Source organism: Acidimicrobiales bacterium (genome assembly GCA_034521975.1).
Classification (GTDB): domain Bacteria; phylum Actinomycetota; class Acidimicrobiia; order Acidimicrobiales; family SKKL01; genus SKKL01.
In genome coordinates this window covers 560,104-577,745 of record JAXHLR010000006.1, presented here as the reverse complement: position 1 = coordinate 577,745, position 17,642 = coordinate 560,104, and the positions used below count along the sequence as shown (strand labels likewise).

16 protein-coding genes are annotated in these 17,642 nt (G+C 68.6%); all 16 read left to right on the top strand.

Going from position 1 to position 17,642, the window contains the following annotated elements:
- The first annotated feature begins 8 nt into the window (after nucleotides 1-8).
- From U5K29_12275 to U5K29_12200, 16 genes are read left to right on the top strand one after another with little or no spacing between them, the layout of a single operon-like run.
- Nucleotides 9-1,073: a c-type cytochrome gene (locus U5K29_12275; protein MDZ7679314.1), complete on the top strand. Its 1,065-nt coding sequence runs from the start codon at nucleotides 9-11 to the stop codon at nucleotides 1,071-1,073.
- Nucleotides 1,074-1,883 (top strand): hypothetical protein, encoded by an 810-nt coding sequence (locus tag U5K29_12270; protein ID MDZ7679313.1) that lies wholly within the window; start codon nucleotides 1,074-1,076, stop codon nucleotides 1,881-1,883.
- On the top strand, nucleotides 1,883-2,338 hold the full coding sequence (ndhC, locus tag U5K29_12265) for an NADH-quinone oxidoreductase subunit A (GenBank protein ID MDZ7679312.1): 456 nt from the start codon (nucleotides 1,883-1,885) through the stop codon (nucleotides 2,336-2,338). The genes U5K29_12270 and ndhC overlap by 1 nt, the downstream gene beginning before the upstream one ends.
- The gene (locus U5K29_12260) at nucleotides 2,338-2,940 is read left to right on the top strand and encodes an NADH-quinone oxidoreductase subunit B family protein (protein MDZ7679311.1); all 603 of its coding nucleotides are present in this window, start codon (nucleotides 2,338-2,340) and stop codon (nucleotides 2,938-2,940) included. The genes ndhC and U5K29_12260 overlap by 1 nt, the downstream gene beginning before the upstream one ends.
- A gap of 3 nt (nucleotides 2,941-2,943) precedes the next feature.
- Nucleotides 2,944-3,498, top strand: a complete 555-nt coding sequence (locus U5K29_12255) for an NADH-quinone oxidoreductase subunit C (protein MDZ7679310.1) — start codon at nucleotides 2,944-2,946, stop codon at nucleotides 3,496-3,498.
- A gap of 14 nt (nucleotides 3,499-3,512) precedes the next feature.
- The gene (locus U5K29_12250) at nucleotides 3,513-4,856 is read left to right on the top strand and encodes an NADH-quinone oxidoreductase subunit D (protein ID MDZ7679309.1); all 1,344 of its coding nucleotides are present in this window, start codon (nucleotides 3,513-3,515) and stop codon (nucleotides 4,854-4,856) included.
- A complete protein-coding gene (locus tag U5K29_12245; GenBank protein MDZ7679308.1) occupies nucleotides 4,856-5,476 on the top strand; it encodes an NAD(P)H-dependent oxidoreductase subunit E in 621 nt (206 codons plus the stop codon). The genes U5K29_12250 and U5K29_12245 overlap by 1 nt, the downstream gene beginning before the upstream one ends.
- Nucleotides 5,473-6,906, top strand: coding sequence for an NADH-ubiquinone oxidoreductase-F iron-sulfur binding region domain-containing protein (locus U5K29_12240; GenBank protein ID MDZ7679307.1), 1,434 nt, complete (start codon nucleotides 5,473-5,475; stop codon nucleotides 6,904-6,906). The genes U5K29_12245 and U5K29_12240 overlap by 4 nt, the downstream gene beginning before the upstream one ends.
- Nucleotides 6,903-9,686 (top strand): NADH-quinone oxidoreductase subunit NuoG, encoded by a 2,784-nt coding sequence (nuoG, locus tag U5K29_12235; GenBank protein ID MDZ7679306.1) that lies wholly within the window; start codon nucleotides 6,903-6,905, stop codon nucleotides 9,684-9,686. The genes U5K29_12240 and nuoG overlap by 4 nt, the downstream gene beginning before the upstream one ends.
- Nucleotides 9,686-10,894, top strand: a complete 1,209-nt coding sequence (gene nuoH / locus U5K29_12230; protein MDZ7679305.1) for an NADH-quinone oxidoreductase subunit NuoH — start codon at nucleotides 9,686-9,688, stop codon at nucleotides 10,892-10,894. Before nuoG ends, nuoH begins: the two co-directional genes overlap by 1 nt.
- 1 nt (nucleotide 10,895) lies before the next feature.
- Nucleotides 10,896-11,576, top strand: coding sequence for an NADH-quinone oxidoreductase subunit NuoI (gene nuoI / locus U5K29_12225; GenBank protein ID MDZ7679304.1), 681 nt, complete (start codon nucleotides 10,896-10,898; stop codon nucleotides 11,574-11,576).
- On the top strand, nucleotides 11,576-12,145 hold the full coding sequence (locus tag U5K29_12220) for an NADH-quinone oxidoreductase subunit J (protein ID MDZ7679303.1): 570 nt from the start codon (nucleotides 11,576-11,578) through the stop codon (nucleotides 12,143-12,145). The genes nuoI and U5K29_12220 overlap by 1 nt, the downstream gene beginning before the upstream one ends.
- Nucleotides 12,145-12,450, top strand: a complete 306-nt coding sequence (gene nuoK / locus U5K29_12215) for an NADH-quinone oxidoreductase subunit NuoK (GenBank protein MDZ7679302.1) — start codon at nucleotides 12,145-12,147, stop codon at nucleotides 12,448-12,450. Before U5K29_12220 ends, nuoK begins: the two co-directional genes overlap by 1 nt.
- Nucleotides 12,451-12,459: 9 nt before the next feature.
- Nucleotides 12,460-14,445, top strand: a complete 1,986-nt coding sequence (gene nuoL / locus U5K29_12210; protein MDZ7679301.1) for an NADH-quinone oxidoreductase subunit L — start codon at nucleotides 12,460-12,462, stop codon at nucleotides 14,443-14,445.
- Nucleotides 14,446-14,454: 9 nt separating this feature from the next.
- Entirely contained in the window at nucleotides 14,455-16,065 is a 1,611-nt protein-coding gene (locus tag U5K29_12205; GenBank protein MDZ7679300.1) for an NADH-quinone oxidoreductase subunit M, read from the top strand.
- Nucleotides 16,062-17,627 (top strand): NADH-quinone oxidoreductase subunit N, encoded by a 1,566-nt coding sequence (locus tag U5K29_12200; GenBank protein ID MDZ7679299.1) that lies wholly within the window; start codon nucleotides 16,062-16,064, stop codon nucleotides 17,625-17,627. Before U5K29_12205 ends, U5K29_12200 begins: the two co-directional genes overlap by 4 nt.
- Nucleotides 17,628-17,642 lie beyond the last annotated feature (15 nt).

Sequence of the window (17,642 nt, the reverse complement as noted above, 5' to 3'; positions counted from 1 at the left end):
CCTCGAACGTGATCGATCCCGTCGCGGCATCGTTGGCCGACCTATCGGTCCTGGCGAGCACCCAACGCACCATCGGCATGGTCATCGTCGCGCTCCTGACCATCGCCGGGGTGGCGGCGTTCTGGTTCAACACCCGCAAGGCTCGCCCCGAGCTCGGTGCCGAGCTCGAACTGGCACCCAACCGAAAGCCCTACTACGACGACGCCGAGCTCGAAGGCAGGGTCCTCGACCGCGTCCTCGGGCTGGCACTGGTCCTCATCGCCATCATCGCGGTCGGTCTGCCCCTGTACTGGCTGGCCGAGCCCGGTCGTCAGACCGGCGCCGAGATCGCCTACGAGGGCGACCCCGACGATCCCGACGACATGGGGATCTTCGCCGGTCGCGGCGAGGGGCTCTTCCTCCAGTACGGCTGCGGCGACTGCCACGGCGGTGTCCAGGGTGGGTTCCGTGATCACATCCTGTTGGACTCGGCCGGCGACTTCGTGGCCCAGGTCCCGTGGAAGGCACCGGCCCTCGACACCGTCACGCTGCGGTACAGCCGCGAAGAGATCGAGTACGTCCTCAACTACGGACGTCCGGGCACGCCCATGCAGGCGTTCGGCGCGCCGGGCGGTGGTGCGCTCACCAGCCAGCAGATCGACAACCTGATCGACTACCTCTACTTCGTCGCCGTCGACGAGGAGGAGGCGAAGGCCGCGGCCACCGCCGAGATCGAACGCTCGATCGACGAGGGCGAGTTCGACAGCGTCGGTGAGGCGGTGTTCAACCTGGGTCTCAACAGCGGCTTCGCCGGTGGCGCCTACAGCTGCGGCCGGTGCCACACCCAGGGCTGGGCCTACGGTGAGCCCCTCGAACCCGGAGGTGGCGGCACCGTCGGGTTCTCGCTGCGCGATGGAGCCACCCTGAGCCGGTTCCCCTCCGAGGAGAACCACTACGAGTTCGTGTTCTCCGGGTCAGAGGACGGCGTCGGCTACGGCGTCGGCGGCCAGGGGTCGGGCAGGATGCCCGGCTTCGGGCAGATGCTCACCGAAGAGCAGATCCAGGCCGTCATCGAGTACGAGCGGGGGCTGTAAGTGACCGAACTGTTCGATCTCACCTTCGCGGCGATCTCCTGGGAGCCCGAGATCCGCGGCGCGCTCGCGGTGCTCATCGGCTTCACCGTGCTGTGCGGTTCGGTCTATCTGCTGCTCGCGACCAACAACGGTGCCCGCACCGGCCTGCTCCTCGCCCTCACCGGGCTGTTCGGGTGGTGCGGGATCATGGGCATCGTCTGGACCGCCTACGGCATCGGCTGGGTCGGCGAGGAGCCTCAGTGGAGCCCGCTCGAGGTCAACTTCGAGGATCTCGCCGCCGCCGAGACCGACGTGGTCGCCGACGACCCGGCCCTGTCGGAGTGGGAGCCCATCGAAGAGGGCACCCCCGACTTCGGCGAGTTGCAGGCGACCACCCTCGAGGCGTTGACCCAGCAAGGCTCGCCGCCGCCGTTCGACAGCCAGGACCGCATCTTCATCCACGAGATGTACGAGACCGGTGGCAAGCCCGAACCCGACAACGACGCCACGATCGACCGGGTCACCAACCGCATCGCCACCACCTTGCAGCTCACCCATCCCCCGCACTACGCGGTGGTGTTCGTGCAAGAGACCATCGATCCCGGCCCGCCGGTGCCCGGTGAACCGCCCCCGATCCCCCAGCCCGACGAGGACGCACCCATGGTCGCGCTGGTCCTCATCCGCGACCTCGGCAACCTGCGCTTCACCCCGGCCGCGTTCACGTTCTTCTCCTTCGTCCTGTTCGGCATCCTCGCCAACGCGCTGCACCGGCGCGACAAGCTCGAGGCCGAGAACCGGGCCCGAGCCGAGTCGGCGGAGGTTTCGGCGTAGTGGGGCAGTACCTCCCGCTCGTGGTCATCGCCGCGCTGGCGGTGTTGTTCGGTCTGATCAACGTCGCCATGTCGCGGCTGGTCAACCCGCCGCGTCCCGACTCGATCAAGACCTCCCCCTACGAGAGCGGGATCGTGCCCCAGCGCGACACCCCCGAGCGCTTCCCGGTGCGGTTCTACCTGATCGCCATGATCTTCGTGATCTTCGACATCGAGATCATCTTCTTGTACCCCTTCGCCACCATGTTCCGTGAGCTCGGTCTGTTCGGTCTGGTGGCCGTCGCCATCTTCGCCTTCGCCGTGTTCGAGTCGTTCGTCTACCTGTTGAGCAAGGGCGCGCTCGATTGGGGTCCGTCCCAGCGCGACCGCCAGAGCGAGGTCGTCGACCCGGGTCGCACCGCCGGCAACACGATCCGTAGGGTAGGACTCGACGGACGCGAGCAGGAGGTGGTCTGATGCCCAAGGCGGGCGGCTTCCTCACCGAGGGCTTCGGTGGGCTCGAGCACAACTTCATCACCGGCAAGCTCGAAGACGTCGTGCGCTGGTCCCGCGCCCGCAGCTCGTGGCCCGCCCAGTTCGGCCTGGCCTGCTGCGCGATCGAGATGATGGCCACCGGGGGGCCGCACTACGACCTCGCCCGCTACGGCATGGAGGTCTTCCGGGCATCGCCACGGCAGGCCGACGTCATGATCGTCGCCGGCCGTGTGTCCCAGAAGATGGCCCCGGTGCTGCGCCAGATCTACGACCAGATGATGGAACCCAAGTGGGTCATCTCCATGGGGGTCTGCGCGTCGAGCGGCGGCATGTTCAACAACTACGCCATCGTCCAGGGTGTCGACCAGGTGGTGCCGGTCGACGTCTACGCACCCGGGTGTCCACCCGGCCCCCAGACCCTCATGCACGCCATCTTGACCCTGCACCACAACATCGAGACCGGCGAGCTGCTCCGCCGCCGGGCCGGCAGCGGAGCCGGCGCCGAGATCACCGTCGAACAGCGCGACGGCCAGACCACCGACTCGATGGTCACCGTCCCGATCGCCCCCACCGAGAAGGTCTGACCGATGGCCGACGATGCACCGGTCGACGAGACCGACGACGCTCGTGAAACCGAGCACGAGGAGACCGAGACCCCCCAGCCCGAACAGCTCCACGGGGCTGCGGTCACCCGCCCCCGCGGCGAGACGGTCCTGCACCCCTCCCGCGAGCAGTACCTCGACCTGGTCCGGACCCTGGTCGACGAGGGCTACCTGCAGTGCGTCGACCTCACCGCCGCCGACTACCTCGGCCATCCCGGCCGCGCCGATCTCCCCGAGGGCACCGAACCCGAACGGTTCGAGATCGTGGTCGGACTCATCAACCACTTCGAGCGCCAACGCGTCCGCATCCGGGTGCAGGTGCCCGCCGACGACCCCACGATCGACTCGCTCTTCGAGCTGCACCCGGGGACCGAGGCGCTCGAGCGCGAGGTCTCCGACATGTTCGGCATCACCTTCGACGGGCACCCCGATCCCTCCCGCATCCTGATGCCCGAGACCTGGGAAGGCCACCCCCTGCGCCGCGACTACGACCAGGGTCGCATCCCGGTCCAGTTCAAGGGCGCACCCGCGCAGCGCTGACCACCGACGAGCCCATGACCACCACCGAACCCACCCCAGACACCTCCGAGACCGCGCCAGACCCCGCCGCCGACCAGGTCGAGGCCAGGGTCGCGTCACGCGCCCGCGCCATCTCACGCATGTGGGACCAAGGCGCCTACCTGCGCATGTCCGAGGCCGAGGCCCGCGCCTTCGAGGACGCCGGCGGCTCGGGCGAGGACACCATGATCCTCAACATGGGTCCCCAGCACCCCAGCACCCACGGCGTGCTGCGGCTCATGGTCGAGCTCCAAGGCGAGACGGTGCTGCGCACCAAGCCGGTCATCGGCTACCTGCACACCGGCATGGAGAAGACCGGCGAGGACCTCACCTACCTGCAGGGGCCCACCAACACCACCCGCATGGACTACGCCTCGCCGCTGTTCAACGAGCTGGTGTTCTCGCTCGCCACCGAGAAGCTGCTCGGCATCGAGGTCCCCGAGCGGGCCACCTGGATCCGCATGCTCATGTGTGAGCTCAACCGCGTGTCGTCGCACCTGCTGTTCATGGCCACCAACGGCATGGACCTCGGCGCGGTCTCGATGATGCTCTACGGGTGGCGCGAGCGCGAAGAGGTCCTGCGGTTCTTCGAGAAGGTCACCGGACTGCGGATGAACCACAACTACATCCGACCCGGCGGTGTCGCTGCCGATCTTCCCGATGGCTGGCGCGACGACGTCCTGCGTCTGCTCGACATGATCCCGCCCCGCCTCGACGAGTACGACGTGTTGCTCACCGGCCAGCCGATCTGGCGCAACCGCCTCCAGGGCGTCGGCGTGATCACCAGCGACGAGGCGCTCGCGCTCGGCACCACCGGACCGCTGCTGCGCTCCACCGGCTACGCCTGGGACCTGCGCCGCGACGAGCCGTACCTCGCCTACGACCAGGTCGACTTCGACGTCATCGTCGGCACCTACGGTGACTGCTTCGACCGTTATGCCATCCGCCTGCACGAGATCCGCGAATCGCTCCGCATCGTCGCCCAGATCCTCGAGGCGATGCCCACCGGCGACTACCGCGTGCAGGACAAGAAGGTCACCCCGCCGCCGCGGGCCCGCATCGACGAGTCGATGGAAGCGCTCATCCACCACTTCAAGATCTTCACCGAGGGCTTCAAGGTCCCCGAGGGCGAGGTCTATGCCGCCGTCGAATCGCCACGAGGCGAGCTCGGGTGCTACATCGTGTCCGATGGCTCGGCCCAACCCATGCGCATGCACATCAGAGGACCGTCGTTCGTGAACCTCCAGACCCTTCCCCACCTGATGCAGGGGGGCCTCATCGCCGACGCGGTGGCCAACATCTCCTCGGTCGACCCCATCCTCGGCGAGGTCGACCGCTGATGGCTCGTCTCACCGACGCCAACGTCGCGCTCGCCAACCAGATCATCTCCCGCTATCCGCGCAAGCGGTCGGCGCTCATCCCCCTGCTGCACCTGTCCCAGGAGCAGAACGGCTACGTCACCGAGGACGCCATGGTCCACATCGCCGAGCTGGTCGATGTCACCCCCGCCCAGGTCTATGGCACGGCCACCTTCTACGAGATGTTCAAGTTCCATCCGGTGGGGCGCTACGTGGTCAACATCTGCGGCACGATGTCGTGCGCGCTGCTCGGAGCGGGCGAACTGATCGACCGGGCCGAGGAGACCCTCGGCGTCCGGGTCGGCGGCACCACCGACGACGGCCTGATCACCCTCGAACAGGCCGAGTGCCAGGCCGCCTGCACCGAAGCTCCCTGCCTGCAGGTCAACTACCGGTTCCGCTACCGGGTCACCCCCGACGAGCTCGACCAGCTCATCGCCGACCTGCGAGCCGGAACCCTCGCCGACGAGATCCCGCCCCACGGCAGCCTCGCCCGGGTCCGCCAGCAGATCCCCGCCGACCGGTGGGTGCGCCCCGTCGCCCCCGAAGACGTCGACGGTGAACCGCTGTGGATGCCCGCCCCCGAGGAGGCATCCTCATGACCACCACCGGCACCACCTATCCGTGGGCGGTCGGCTTCGTGGCCGGCGACCGTCCCCAGGTCGTCACCGAGCGCTTCGGTTACGAGGACTCGTTCACCCTGGCCCGCTACGAGGCCACCAGCGGCTACGAGGGCCTCAAGGCCGCGGTGGCCAAGGCGCCCAACGAGGTCCACGACGACGTCCGCGGTGCCACCGTGCTCGGCCGTGGCGGCGCCGGGTTCCCCGCCGGCATCAAGTGGGGCCTCATGCCCGACGGGGTCACGCCCCGGTACCTCGTCGTCAACGGCGACGAGTCCGAGCCGGGCACCTACAAGGACCGCCTCCTCATGGAGCGCGACCCGCACCAGCTCATCGAGGGCAGCCTCATCTGCGCCTACGCCATGGGCCTGTCCCAGGTGTTCCTCTACATCCGGGGCGAGATGCCCCTCGCCCAGGAGCGGGTCGCCACCGCGCTCAACGAGGCCTACGCCGCCGGCTACGTCGGCACCAACATCCTCGGCACCGACTTCTCGGTCGACGTCGTCCTGCACTGGGGAGCCGGTGCCTACGTCGTCGGCGAGGAGACCGCCCTCATCGAGAGCCTCGAGGGAGGCCGCGGCGAACCCCGCCTCAAGCCGCCGTACTTCCCGGCCGCCATCGGCCTCTACGGCAAGCCCACCATCGTCAACAACGTCGAGACGCTGTCGAACCTGCCGTGGTTGATGCGCAACGGGATCGAGGCCTACACCGCCATCGGCTCCGAGACCTCGCCCGGCACCCGCATGCTCGCCGTCTCCGGCCACGTCGCCCGGCCCGGGGTGTTCGAGATCGTCAACGGCACCACCACCTTCCGCGACGTCATCTTCGGCGACGACTTCGCGGGCGGCATCCGCGACGGGAACGACCTGAAGGCCTTCGTCCCCGGCGGTGGATCCGCCCCGTGGTTCACCGAGGACCAGCTCGACCTCCCCTTCGAAGCCAAGCCCGTCGGCGCCGCCGGGTCGATGCTGGGCTCGGGGGCGATCATGGTCATGGACGACACGACCGACGTCCCCGCCGCCGCGCTCACCCTCTGCCGCTTCTACGCCCACGAGTCCTGCGGCCAGTGCACCCCCTGTCGCGAGGGCGCGACCTGGCTCGAGAACATCCTCCGCCGCATCGTCGACGGTCACGGCACCCGTCGCGACCTGCAGATGCTGGTCGAGGCGGGATCGACGATCGCCCCCGGCGCCTTCCCCCACGCCTCGTCCGAGCGCCTCGGGCTCGACGCCAACCCCTTCCCCTACAAGATGACCACGATCTGTCCCATCGGCCCCTCCGCCTACGTGCCGGTGAACTCCGCGCTCACCCTGTTCCCCGAGGAGTTCGAGGCCAGGGTGGCCGCCAACGGCGACGGTCCCCGGCCCATCCCGGTCACCGTCGCATCCAACCCCGCCGGAGGTGGCTCATGACCGACGTGTCGCGCCGAGCCGCCGAGGAGACGGTGTCGCTCACGATCAACGGCAAGGAGGTCAGGGCTCGCCTCGGCGAGCAGCTGATCGACGCCTGCGAGCGCCACGGCGTCTACATCCCCCGGTTCTGCTACCACCCGCGCATGACCCCGGTCGGCAAGTGCCGTCAGTGCATCATCGAGGTCGACACCGGTCGGGGCATGCAGCTGCAGCCGTCGTGCATGCTCACCGTGTCCGACAACATGGCCGTCGACACCGAATCCGAGCTGTCCAAGCAGGTCCAGGAAGGTGTGCTCGAGCACCTGCTCATCAACCACCCGCTCGACTGCCCGGTGTGCGACAAGGGCGGCGAGTGCCCGCTGCAGGACCAGGCGTATTCACACGGGCCGGGTGAGAGCCGCTTCGTCGAGCAGAAGCGCAACTTCGAGAAGCCCATCCCGATCAGCGACCTCGTCTACCTCGACCGCGAACGTTGCATCCTCTGCGACCGCTGCACCCGCTTCGCCGACGAGGTGGCGGGCGACCCGCTCATCCACTTCGTCGATCGCGCCAACGAGACCCAGGTCAACACCTTCCCCGACGAACCGTTCGCCTCGTACTTCTCGGGCAACACCGTCCAGATCTGTCCCGTGGGGGCGCTCACGGCCACCCCGTACCGGTTCAAGGCCCGACCCTGGGACCTCGAACAGGCCGAATCCACCTGTCAGAGCTGTTCGGTCGGGTGTCGCATCAACATCGACACGTCCCGCAACCGGGTGCTCCGCTACAACGGCGTCGACGCCGACCCGGTCAACTGGGGCTGGCTGTGCGACGCCGGGCGCTTCAACTTCGAGAACGTCCACCACGACGACCGACTCTCCGCCCCGCTGGTGCGTGGCGACGCCGGCGAGCTCGCCCCTGCGACCTGGGCCGAAGCGCTCGGCACCACCACCGACGTGCTGCGCCGGTCGCTCGACGGTGCGGGTGCCGGTTCGATCGCGGTGCTCGGCGGTTCTCGTCTCACCAACGAGGACGCCTACGCCTGGACCAAGTTCGCCAAGGGCGTGCTCGGCACCGACCACGTCGACGCCCAGCTCGGAGACGGCCTCCCGGCCGAGGTCGTGCTCGGCATGCCCCGTGCCACCATCGACCAGGCTGCCAGCAAGGGCGGCACCGTCCTGATCCTCGGCCCCGACCTCAAAGAAGAGCTGCCGGTGCTCTACCTGCGGCTTCGCCACGCCGCGGTGTTCGACGACGCCACCCTGGTCGAGATCACGCCCACCGACACCGGGCTCACCCGTCACACCACAGCATCGATCCACCCCACGCCGGGGCACACCGCCGCGGTGGTGCGGGCGATCCTCGACGGCGACACCGCCAAGGCCGTCGGCGGGGTCGACCCTGCCGATCTCGCCGCGGTGGCCGATCTGTTGCGCCACGGCGATCCGCTCACGATCGTGCTCGGCCGGGGCTCGCTGGCCGAGTCCGCCGACCTCACCGTCGACGCTGCCGCCGTGCTCCACGACGCACTGCCCGAGGCCCGCTTCCTGCCTGCGTTGCGGCGCAGCAACGTGTTCGGCGCGCTCGACATGGGCATGGCCCCCGGCCTGCTGCCCGGCCGCGTCGCCCTCGACGAGGGTCGCGACTGGTACGCCCAGCACTGGTCGGGCGTGCCGGCCGGACCCGGTTTCGACGCCACCGGCATTCTCACTGCGGCCGCCGACGGCCACATCGACACCCTGGTGCTGCTGGGAGCCGACCCCATCGTCGACTTCCCCGACGCCGACCTGGCCGCGCGTGCCCTGGCCGGCGCCCGCACCGTCATCGCCCTCGACCGCTTCGTCACCGAGTCGGTCGCCAAGGCCGACGTCGTGCTCCCGGTCGCCGGGTTCGCCGAGTGCGACGGCACCACCACCAACCTCGAGGGGCGGGTCAGCCGGGTGGCCAAGCGGGTGACCCCGCCCGGAACCGCCCGCTCCGACTGGACCATCGCCGTCGAGCTCGCCGATCGGTTGGGCACCGACCTCGGCTTCGAGTCGGTCGACGACATCTGGTCCGAGATCGAGCGCCTCTCGCCCGCGCACGCGGGCCTCACCGGGTCGGTGCTGGCCCAGCCCGCCAACGCCGACGGCGTGCTCGCGCCCCCGGCAGAGTCGTCGGTCACCCTGAGCCGCAGCACCGAAGCGGTCGGTGCGGGTGCGAGCGACGACGAGACCGCCGCCGACCCCGACCAGCCACCGGCCGATCCCGACGCACCCACCGACGCACCCGCCACCGACGACGCGGTCGACCCCGCCGAGACCGCCGCCGACGCGGTCGAGGAGGTGGCCGCCGACGTCGAAGACGAGTCCACCGATCCCGACGACGACACCGACCCCACAGCCGACGAAGCATCCGGGGACCCCTCGGCGGCGACGGTGGCCGGACGGCCCAAGCCGATGAGCTTCGTCGCCCCCGAATCGGTGGGCGAGCCCGGACCCGTCGACGCCTACGCTCTGCGTCTCGTGACCCGCCGCAAGCTCTACGACCAGGGAACGCTGCTGGCCAACTCGCCGTCGCTGGCCGAGCTCGGGCCCGGCGCGCGCGTGGTGCTGCACCCCGTCGACTTCGAGAAGGTCGGTGTGCCCGCAGGCGACGAGGTCAGGCTGACGTCGCCGTCGGGTGCGGTGGTCCTGCCCCTCGACACCGATTCGTCGGTGCCCCGTGGTCGGGCAGTCGTGCTGATCAACCAGGGCGCCCGCATCACCGACCTGCTCGACGTCACGAGTGCATCCATCGACGTGCGGATCGAGGTGCCCTGATGTGGGGTGATCCGCTGCTCAGCTCCGGTGTCGGGCTCGAGGAGGTCCTCATCGTCGCGGTCAAGGCCCTCGTGGTCTTCACGGTCATGATCCTCGCGGTCGTGTTGATGATCTGGTTCGAGCGCAAGGTGATCGGCGACCTCCAGAACCGGGTCGGTCCCAACCAGGCCGGTCCGTGGGGCCTGCTGCAGACCCTTGCCGACGGCATCAAGCTCATCTTCAAAGAAGACCTCATCCCCGACCGTTCAGACCGCTGGGTCTTCGCTCTCGCCCCGTTCCTCGCCCTCGTTCCCGCCTTCGTCGCGTTCGGGATCGTGCCCCTCGGTGGCGACTTCCAGGACCAGGGCGGCGTGGTCAGCTGGTTCGGTCGCGACACCTATCTGCAGCTCGCCGACCCGCCGATCGGGATCCTCGTGCTGCTGGCCATGTCGTCGATCGGCGTGTACGGCATGATGCTGGCCGGGTGGTCATCGGGGTCGAAGTACCCGCTGCTCGGCTCGGTCCGGGCCAGTGCCCAGGCCATCTCCTACGAGGCCGCGCTGGGCCTGTCGCTGGTCTCGGTCATCATCGTCACGGGCAGCCTGTCCACCCACGACATCGTCGCCAACCAGGCCGGCGAGGGGTTCTTCGGGTTCGTCCCGAGCTGGAACCTGCTGCTCACCGGCGTCGTGCCCTTCGTCATCTTCCTCATCGCCGCCACCGCCGAGCTGAACCGGGCACCGTTCGATCTGGTCGAAGCCGAACAGGAGCTGGTCGGCGGCTTCCACACCGAGTACAGCTCGATCCGGTTCGGTCACTTCTACCTGGCCGAGTACATGAACCTCATCACCATGTCGGCGATCATGGCCACCCTCTTCCTCGGCGGCCCGACCGGCCCGGTCTTCGGCCCCGGCTTCTTGCACCCGGTGCTGCCGATCGTGTGGTTCTTCCTCAAGGTGCTCGTGTTCCTGTTCGCCGCGGTGTGGGCCCGCGCCACCGTGCCCCGGTTCCGCTACGACCAGCTGATGAGCCTCGGGTGGAAGATCCTGATCCCGCTGTCGCTGGGATGGCTGCTGCTCCTGGCCACCATCCGGGTCGGCGACGACCAGGGGTGGAACGCCGGGGTCGTCGTGGCGATCTGCATGGCCGTGCTCATCGCCGCCGCCGGGCTCATGGCGGCCGCGCTCGCGGGCGCCAGCAAGGAACGTCTCGCCGAGGAGGTGAGCTGACATGGGCTATCTCGACGGCTTCCGCATCACCTTGAAGAAGCTCTTCGAGGACCGGGTCACCACCCCGTACCCGAAGGAGAAGTCCTCCAAGCCCGAGCGGCTCCACGGTCGCCACGTCCTCAACCGCTACGAGGACGGCATGGAGAAGTGCATCGGGTGCGAGCTGTGCGCCGGGGTGTGTCCGGCCCGCTGCATCTACGTGCGCGGCGCCGACAACGATCCGGCCGATCCCACCTCGCCGGGGGAGCGCTACGGCTTCATCTACGAGATCAACTACCTGCGGTGCATCCACTGCGACCTGTGCGTCGAGGCCTGCCCCACCGAGGCGATCACCGAGACCAAGCTGTTCGAGTTCAGCTTCACCAACCGCAGCGACGCCATCTACACCAAGGACGAGCTGCTCGTCGACGACGACGGCCTGCCCCGGCACCTTCCCTGGGAGGACTGGCGTCCAGGCGAGGACGAGCACACCTCGGCCTGGGTGCGGGCCACCTCGCCGTCGGGCGACGCCGACTACCTCGGCAGGGTCGCCTGGTCGGGCGAGCTCGGCTACGGGGTGCGCCCGGCCGAAGGCGGCCAACCAGCCGAGGCCGAGGCCCAGGCGGCATCTGCCGAGGCGGCAGAGGCAGAGTCGGCGGGCGCCGACCACGATGGCCACGACCCGTCCCACGGGGGGCACTGATGGAGACCCTGGTCTTTCTGATCGGCGCCGCCGTCATCCTCGCCGGCGCGGCCGGTGTGGTCCTCAGCGCCAACACCACCCGGGCGGTGCTCAGCCTCATCGGCACCCTCTTCGGCATCGCGGTGCTCTTCGTCGCCCACGAGGCCCACTTTCTCGCCGCGGTGCAGGTGATCGTCTACGCGGGCGCGATCGTCGTGCTGTTCCTGTTCGTGCTCATGCTGCTCGGCGTCGACACCGCCGAGGACCTGAGCATCGAGCCCATCGCCGGTCAGCGCCCTGCCGCGCTCGCCGGGGGCGGGGTGTTCCTCGCCATGGTGCTCATCGCGCTCTCGTCGGGGTCCGACGCCGTCACGGGTGTGCGGGGGACCCTCGACCCCGCCACCGGGTCGGCGCCCGATGTGGTCTCGCTCGGACGCAGCCTGTTCACCACCCACGTCTTCGCGCTGGAGGCCACCGCCTTGTTGCTCACCATCGCGGTCGTCGGCGCGGTCGTCCTGGTCCGCAAGTCCGAGGGCCCCGCGGCCGACGAGCCCGGGGCGGCCGACGACGCAGGGAAGGAGACCGCCTGATGGAGGTGACCGGCACCTGGTACCTCGTGCTCGCCGCGATGGTGTTCACCATCGGCGGCGTCGGGTTGCTCGTGCGACGCAACCCGATCGTGATGTTCATGTGCGTCGAGCTCATGCTCAACGCGGTCAACCTCAGCTTCGTCACCTTCGCTCGAATGCTGGGCGACGTCGACGGTCAGACCGTCGTGTTCTTCGTGCTCGTCGTCGCGGCCGCCGAGGTCGTGGTCGGGCTCGCCATCATCGTGGCCATCATGCGCCGTCGGCCCCATGCCACTGCTGACGACCTCGCGCTCCTCAAAGGCTGACCTTTCACCATGCTCGATCTCGTCTGGCTCATCCCTGCCCTGCCCCTCGCCGGCTTCCTGACCCTGGTCCTGTTCGGACGGAGGTTGGGCGAACCCGCCGCGGGGTGGATCGCCACCCTGGCGATGCTCGGCTCGTTCGCCGCCACGGCGGTGGTGTTCGTCGGTCTGCTCGACCGTCCCGGCGACGACCGCTTCTTCACCCAGACGCTGTTCGAGTGGGTGCCCTCGGGGAACCTCAGCGTCGACGCCGGGTTCCTGGTCGACCCGCTGTCGATCAGCTTCGCCCTGTTCATCACCGGCGTCGCCACCCTCATCCACCTGTACTCCATCGGGTACATGCACGGCGACCCCAACTTCTCCAAGTACTTCATCTACCTCAACCTGTTCGCCTTCTCCATGCTGGTGCTGGTGCTGGGCGACAACCTGTTGCTCACCTTCCTCGGATGGGAGGGCGTCGGCACCTGCTCCTACCTGCTCATCTCGTTCTGGTTCACCGACTCCAACAACGCCTCGGCGGGCAAGAAGGCCTTCGTCACCAACCGGATCGGCGACTGGGGGTTCATGGTCGCCATGTTCCTCACCTTCGTCACCATCGGGTCGCTGTCCTATGCCGACCTGCTCGGGTCCTCCATCAGTGGCGAGCTGGCCGCGGTCACCGCGACCGGCATCGTGCTCCTGCTGCTCGTCGGCGCCATCGGCAAGTCGGCCCAGCTGCCGCTGTTCGTGTGGCTCCCCGACGCCATGGCGGGCCCCACGCCGGTCTCCGCGCTCATCCACGCCGCCACCATGGTCACCGCCGGCGTCTACCTCCTGGTCCGGATCAACCCCGTGATCGCCAGCGCCTACGAGTGGGCCCCCGACATCATCGCCTGGGTGGGGGTGATCACTGCGCTGGTGGCGGCGACCATCGCCGTGGCCCAGAACGACATCAAGAAGGTGCTGGCCTACTCCACGGTCAGCCAGCTCGGGTTCATGTTCTTCGCCATCGGCTCGGGGGCCTATGTGGCCGCGGTGTTCCACGTCATCACCCACGCCTTCTTCAAGGCCCTGCTCTTCCTCGGATCCGGCTCGGTCATCCACGCCATGCACGAGGAACAGGACATGCGCCGCATGGGTGGGCTGGCCAGGTTCCTGCCGATCACCGCCTCCACCTTCATCGTCGGCTGGCTGGCCATCGCCGGCGTTCCGCCGTTCTCGGGGTTCTGGTCGAAAGACGAGATCCTGCTCTATGCCTGGAACGACAACATGGCCATCTGGGCGGTCGGCAGCATCGCTGCACTGCTCACCGCCTTCTACATGAGCCGCCAGGTGTTCATGGTCTTCTTCGGTGAGCCCCGCTGGCACGAGCCCGACGTCGTACCCGGCGTACCCGGCGGCGACGCCTCCGAGGGCGACGCGACCGCCGAGAGCGACGAGAGCGACGAGGCCGCCGACCACGCGCTCCCGGCCGACTTCGCCCCTCACGAGTCGCCGTGGACCATGACCCTGCCCCTGGTCCTGCTGGCCATACCGGCGCTGGTCGCCGGTGGCCTGAACCTTCCCTTCGCCAAGGACCTGCACTTCTTCGGCCACTTCCTCGAGCCGTCGCTGTTCGGCAACGAGGCGGTGCTCTCGGTCGACACCGGCACCAAGTGGCTCGTCGCCGTGCTCTCGGTCGCGTTGGCGCTGGTCGGTATCGCCGTCGCCGCGGCGGTCTACCTGCAACGCCGGGCCAAGGCAGAACCGTTCGAACAGCGGGCCTTTGCCGAGGGCTGGTGGATCGATTCCACCTTCGCCCGGCTGGTCGACGGCCCCGGTCGGGGCGTGTTCAACGCCGCGACCTGGTTCGATCGCACCATCATCGACGGCGCCGTCAACGGGGTCGCCACCAGCGTACGGGTCGGAGGTACCGCCCTGCGCACCGTCCAGACCGGTCTCGTCCGAAGCTACGCCCTGGGGATCGGCCTCGGCGCCGTGCTCCTCGCGGCGTGGTTCCTCACGAGAGCGAGCCTGTAGATGCCCACCATGACCACACTCGCCGCTGCCCAACCGTTCCCCATGCTCACCTCGCTGGTCGTCGTGCCGATCATCGGTGCCCTCGTCGTGGCGCTGATGCCCGGGCGCAGGTCCGAATCGCTCCGCCAGGTCGCTGTACTGGCGTCGGTCGCCACCGCCGCGTTGTCGGCCTACATCCTCATCTCGTTCGACACCGCCGAGGCCGGGTTCCAGTTCGTCACCCAGCAGTCGTGGATCGAGAGCTTCGGCATCTCCTGGTCGCTCGGCGTCGACGGGATCTCGCTGTTCCTGGTGATGCTCACCGGGGTGATCTTCCCGATCGCGCTGCTGGCCTCGTCACCGGGACACGATCCCAAGCCGTACTACGCGTGGATCCTCGTGCTCCAGGCGGGGTCGATGGGTGTGTTCCTCGCCCTCGACCTGTTCCTGTTCTTCGTGTTCTTCGAGATCGTGCTCGTACCGATGTACTTCCTCATCGGCGGGTGGGGTCACGGCCAGCGGGTCTACGCGGCCATGAAGTTCTTCCTCTACACCATGTTCGGATCGGCGTTCATGCTGGTCGGCATCCTCTCGCTGGTGCTGCTCAACGCCCAGGCCACCGACATGGGCGTCACCTTCGACATCGTCACCCTCGCCCAATCCCAGGCCATCGCCACCGAGACGGCCCGCTGGATCTTCCTCGCCTTCGCCATCGCCTTCGCGATCAAGGTGCCGATCTTCCCGGTGCACACCTGGCTGCCCGACGCCCACACCGAGGCCCCCACCGCCGGCTCGGTCATCCTGGCCGCGGTCATGTTGAAGCTCGGCACCTACGGCTTCGTCCGGCTCGGGCTGTTCATGTTCCCCGAAGCCGTCGTCTACTTCGCCCCCGCCTTCGTCACCCTCGGTGTGGTCGGCATCCTCTACGGCGCGTTCGTCGCCACCATGCAGCGCGACCTCAAGCGCCTCGTCGCCTACTCCTCGGTCGCCCACCTCGGGTTCATCATCCTCGGTGTGTTCGCGCTCAACACCCAGGGCATCCAGGGCGGTGTGCTCCAGATGGTCAACCACGGCATCTCGACCGGTGCGCTGTTCATCCTCGTCGGGTGGATCTACGAGCGTCGCCACACCCGCCAGATCTCCGAGCTCATGGGACTCCAGAAGGCCGCGCCGGTCATGGCCGCCGCCTTCACCCTCGTGATGCTGTCCTCGATCGGTGTGCCCGGACTCAACGGCTTCGTCGGCGAGTTCCTGATCCTGCTGGGCGCATTCGCGTCCAACCGCTGGTGGGCGGTGATCGCCGCCGCCGGGGTGATCTTCGCCGCCATCTACCTGTTGTGGGCCTACCAACGGGTGTTCCACGGCGACCCCGATCCCGACAACGAGGACCTCGAAGACCTGCGCTGGTCCGAGGGCCTCGTGCTGTTGCCCCTCGTCGCGCTCATCGTGTTCATGGGCATCTATCCCAAGCCGGTGCTCGAGCGCATGGAGCCGTCGGTCGACGCGCTCGTCACCCACATCGAGACCGAGGTCCCCCGCTTCAGCGAGCCGGTCGGCACCGTGCTGGCCGACCCGGGCGACCTCTCCGGGGCCGGTGGTCACGACGGTGACCCCGTCGACGGTGAGGAGGTGGGCCAGTGACCGCCGTCGCCACCCAGATCGGCTCGGGCCTCAGCGGCGTGCTCGCCCAGCTCGACGATGTCGCTCCTGTGCCCCTCGAGACCCCCGAGATCGTGTGGTCGGCGTTGCTGCCGCTGCTGATCCTCGCCGGTGGGGCCATCGTGGTCCTCACCGTCGCCAGCCTCATCCCGTTCATGAAGCGGCCCGGCGCCATCACCGCGGTCACCGTCCTGATCGGGGCGGCGTCGCTGGCGGCGTGCGTGCCGGTCTGGCAGCGGGTGCAGGACCCCGACCGTGGTCCGCTCAGCGTCGTGGCCGGAGCCATCGGCGTCGACGGCTTCACCGTGGTCGCCACCGGCCTCATCGCGGCGTCGGTCATCCTCGGCGCGCTGCTGCTGCACGGCTATGTGCGCCGCGAGGAGATCGACGGGCCCGAGATGTATGTGCTCATGCTCCTGTCCGCCTCCGGCGGGGCGATCATGGCATCGGCCAACGACCTGATCGTCATGTTCCTCGGCCTCGAGGCGCTGTCCATCGCGGTGTATGTGATGGCCTCGATGCACCGCAAGCGGGCCGAAGCCCAAGAAGCCGGGTTCAAGTACTTCATCCTCGGTGCGTTCGCCTCGGCGTTCTTCCTCTACGGCATCGCCATGGTCTACGGAGCAACCGGCTCCACCAACCTGGTCGAGATCGCGTCGTTCCTCAGCAGCCAGATCCTGTTGACCGACGGCCTGCTCATGGTCGGCATGGCCCTGCTGCTCGTCGGCTTCGGGTTCAAGGTGGCCGCGGTGCCGTTCCACTCGTGGACCCCCGACGTCTACCAGGGCGCGCCCACACCGGTGACCGCGTTCATGGCCGCCGCGGTCAAGGTCGGAGCCTTCGCCGCGATCGTGCGGGTCCTGTACCTCGCCCTGGGCACGCACTCGGTCGACTGGCAGCCGGTCATCTACGTCCTCGCCGTGTTGAGCCTGGTGGTCGGAGCGGTGCTCGCAGTGGTGCAGACCGACGTGAGGCGCATGCTCGCCTACTCGTCGATCAGCCATGCCGGCTTCCTGCTCGTCGGCATCCAGGCCGCTACCGCCCAGGGCGTCGAGGCGATGCTGTTCTACCTGGTCGCCTACTCCTTCATGGTCATGGGCAGCTTCGGCGTCGTCGGCCTGGTCACCCGCCGGGGCGATGCCGCGTCGTCGCTCGACGACTTCCGTGGGCTGTCGCGCAGCCGGCCGGTGCTGGCGCTGGCGTTCACCGTGTTCCTGCTCTCGCAGGCGGGAGTCCCCGCCACCTCGGGGTTCTTCGCCAAGTTCTACGTGATCGGCGCCGCGGTCGACGCCCGCAGCTACTGGCTGGCCCTGGCTGCCATGTTGGCCTCGGTCATCGCTGCGGTGCTCTACCTCAAGATCATCGTGTCGATGTACCTCTCCGGCGACGAAGGCGAAGAGGTCGAGGGTCCACGGGTCGCGATCCCGGGCACCGCAGCGGTCGCGCTCGTCGCCGCCATCGCCGTCACCCTGGTGGTGGGCGTGCTGCCCAACCTGTTGCTCGACCTGCTCCGCGACGCCACCCCGGTCCTGGTGGCGTTCTAGCCGGGCGCGTCGTTC

Excerpts from the sequence above, each read along its gene's own strand:
- U5K29_12260 (MDZ7679311.1), top strand. The coding sequence starts at position 2,338 with ATGCCCAAGGCGGGCGGCTTCCTCACCGAGGGCTTCGGTGGGCTCGAG.
- U5K29_12255 (MDZ7679310.1), top strand. The coding sequence starts at position 2,944 with ATGGCCGACGATGCACCGGTCGACGAGACCGACGACGCTCGTGAAACC.
- U5K29_12250 (MDZ7679309.1), top strand. The coding sequence starts at position 3,513 with ATGACCACCACCGAACCCACCCCAGACACCTCCGAGACCGCGCCAGAC.
- U5K29_12245 (MDZ7679308.1), top strand. The coding sequence starts at position 4,856 with ATGGCTCGTCTCACCGACGCCAACGTCGCGCTCGCCAACCAGATCATC.
- U5K29_12240 (MDZ7679307.1), top strand. The coding sequence starts at position 5,473 with ATGACCACCACCGGCACCACCTATCCGTGGGCGGTCGGCTTCGTGGCC.
- nuoG (MDZ7679306.1), top strand. The coding sequence starts at position 6,903 with ATGACCGACGTGTCGCGCCGAGCCGCCGAGGAGACGGTGTCGCTCACG.
- nuoH (MDZ7679305.1), top strand. The coding sequence starts at position 9,686 with ATGTGGGGTGATCCGCTGCTCAGCTCCGGTGTCGGGCTCGAGGAGGTC.
- nuoI (MDZ7679304.1), top strand. The coding sequence starts at position 10,896 with ATGGGCTATCTCGACGGCTTCCGCATCACCTTGAAGAAGCTCTTCGAG.
- U5K29_12220 (MDZ7679303.1), top strand. The coding sequence starts at position 11,576 with ATGGAGACCCTGGTCTTTCTGATCGGCGCCGCCGTCATCCTCGCCGGC.
- nuoK (MDZ7679302.1), top strand. The coding sequence starts at position 12,145 with ATGGAGGTGACCGGCACCTGGTACCTCGTGCTCGCCGCGATGGTGTTC.
- nuoL (MDZ7679301.1), top strand. The coding sequence starts at position 12,460 with ATGCTCGATCTCGTCTGGCTCATCCCTGCCCTGCCCCTCGCCGGCTTC.
- U5K29_12205 (MDZ7679300.1), top strand. The coding sequence starts at position 14,455 with ATGACCACACTCGCCGCTGCCCAACCGTTCCCCATGCTCACCTCGCTG.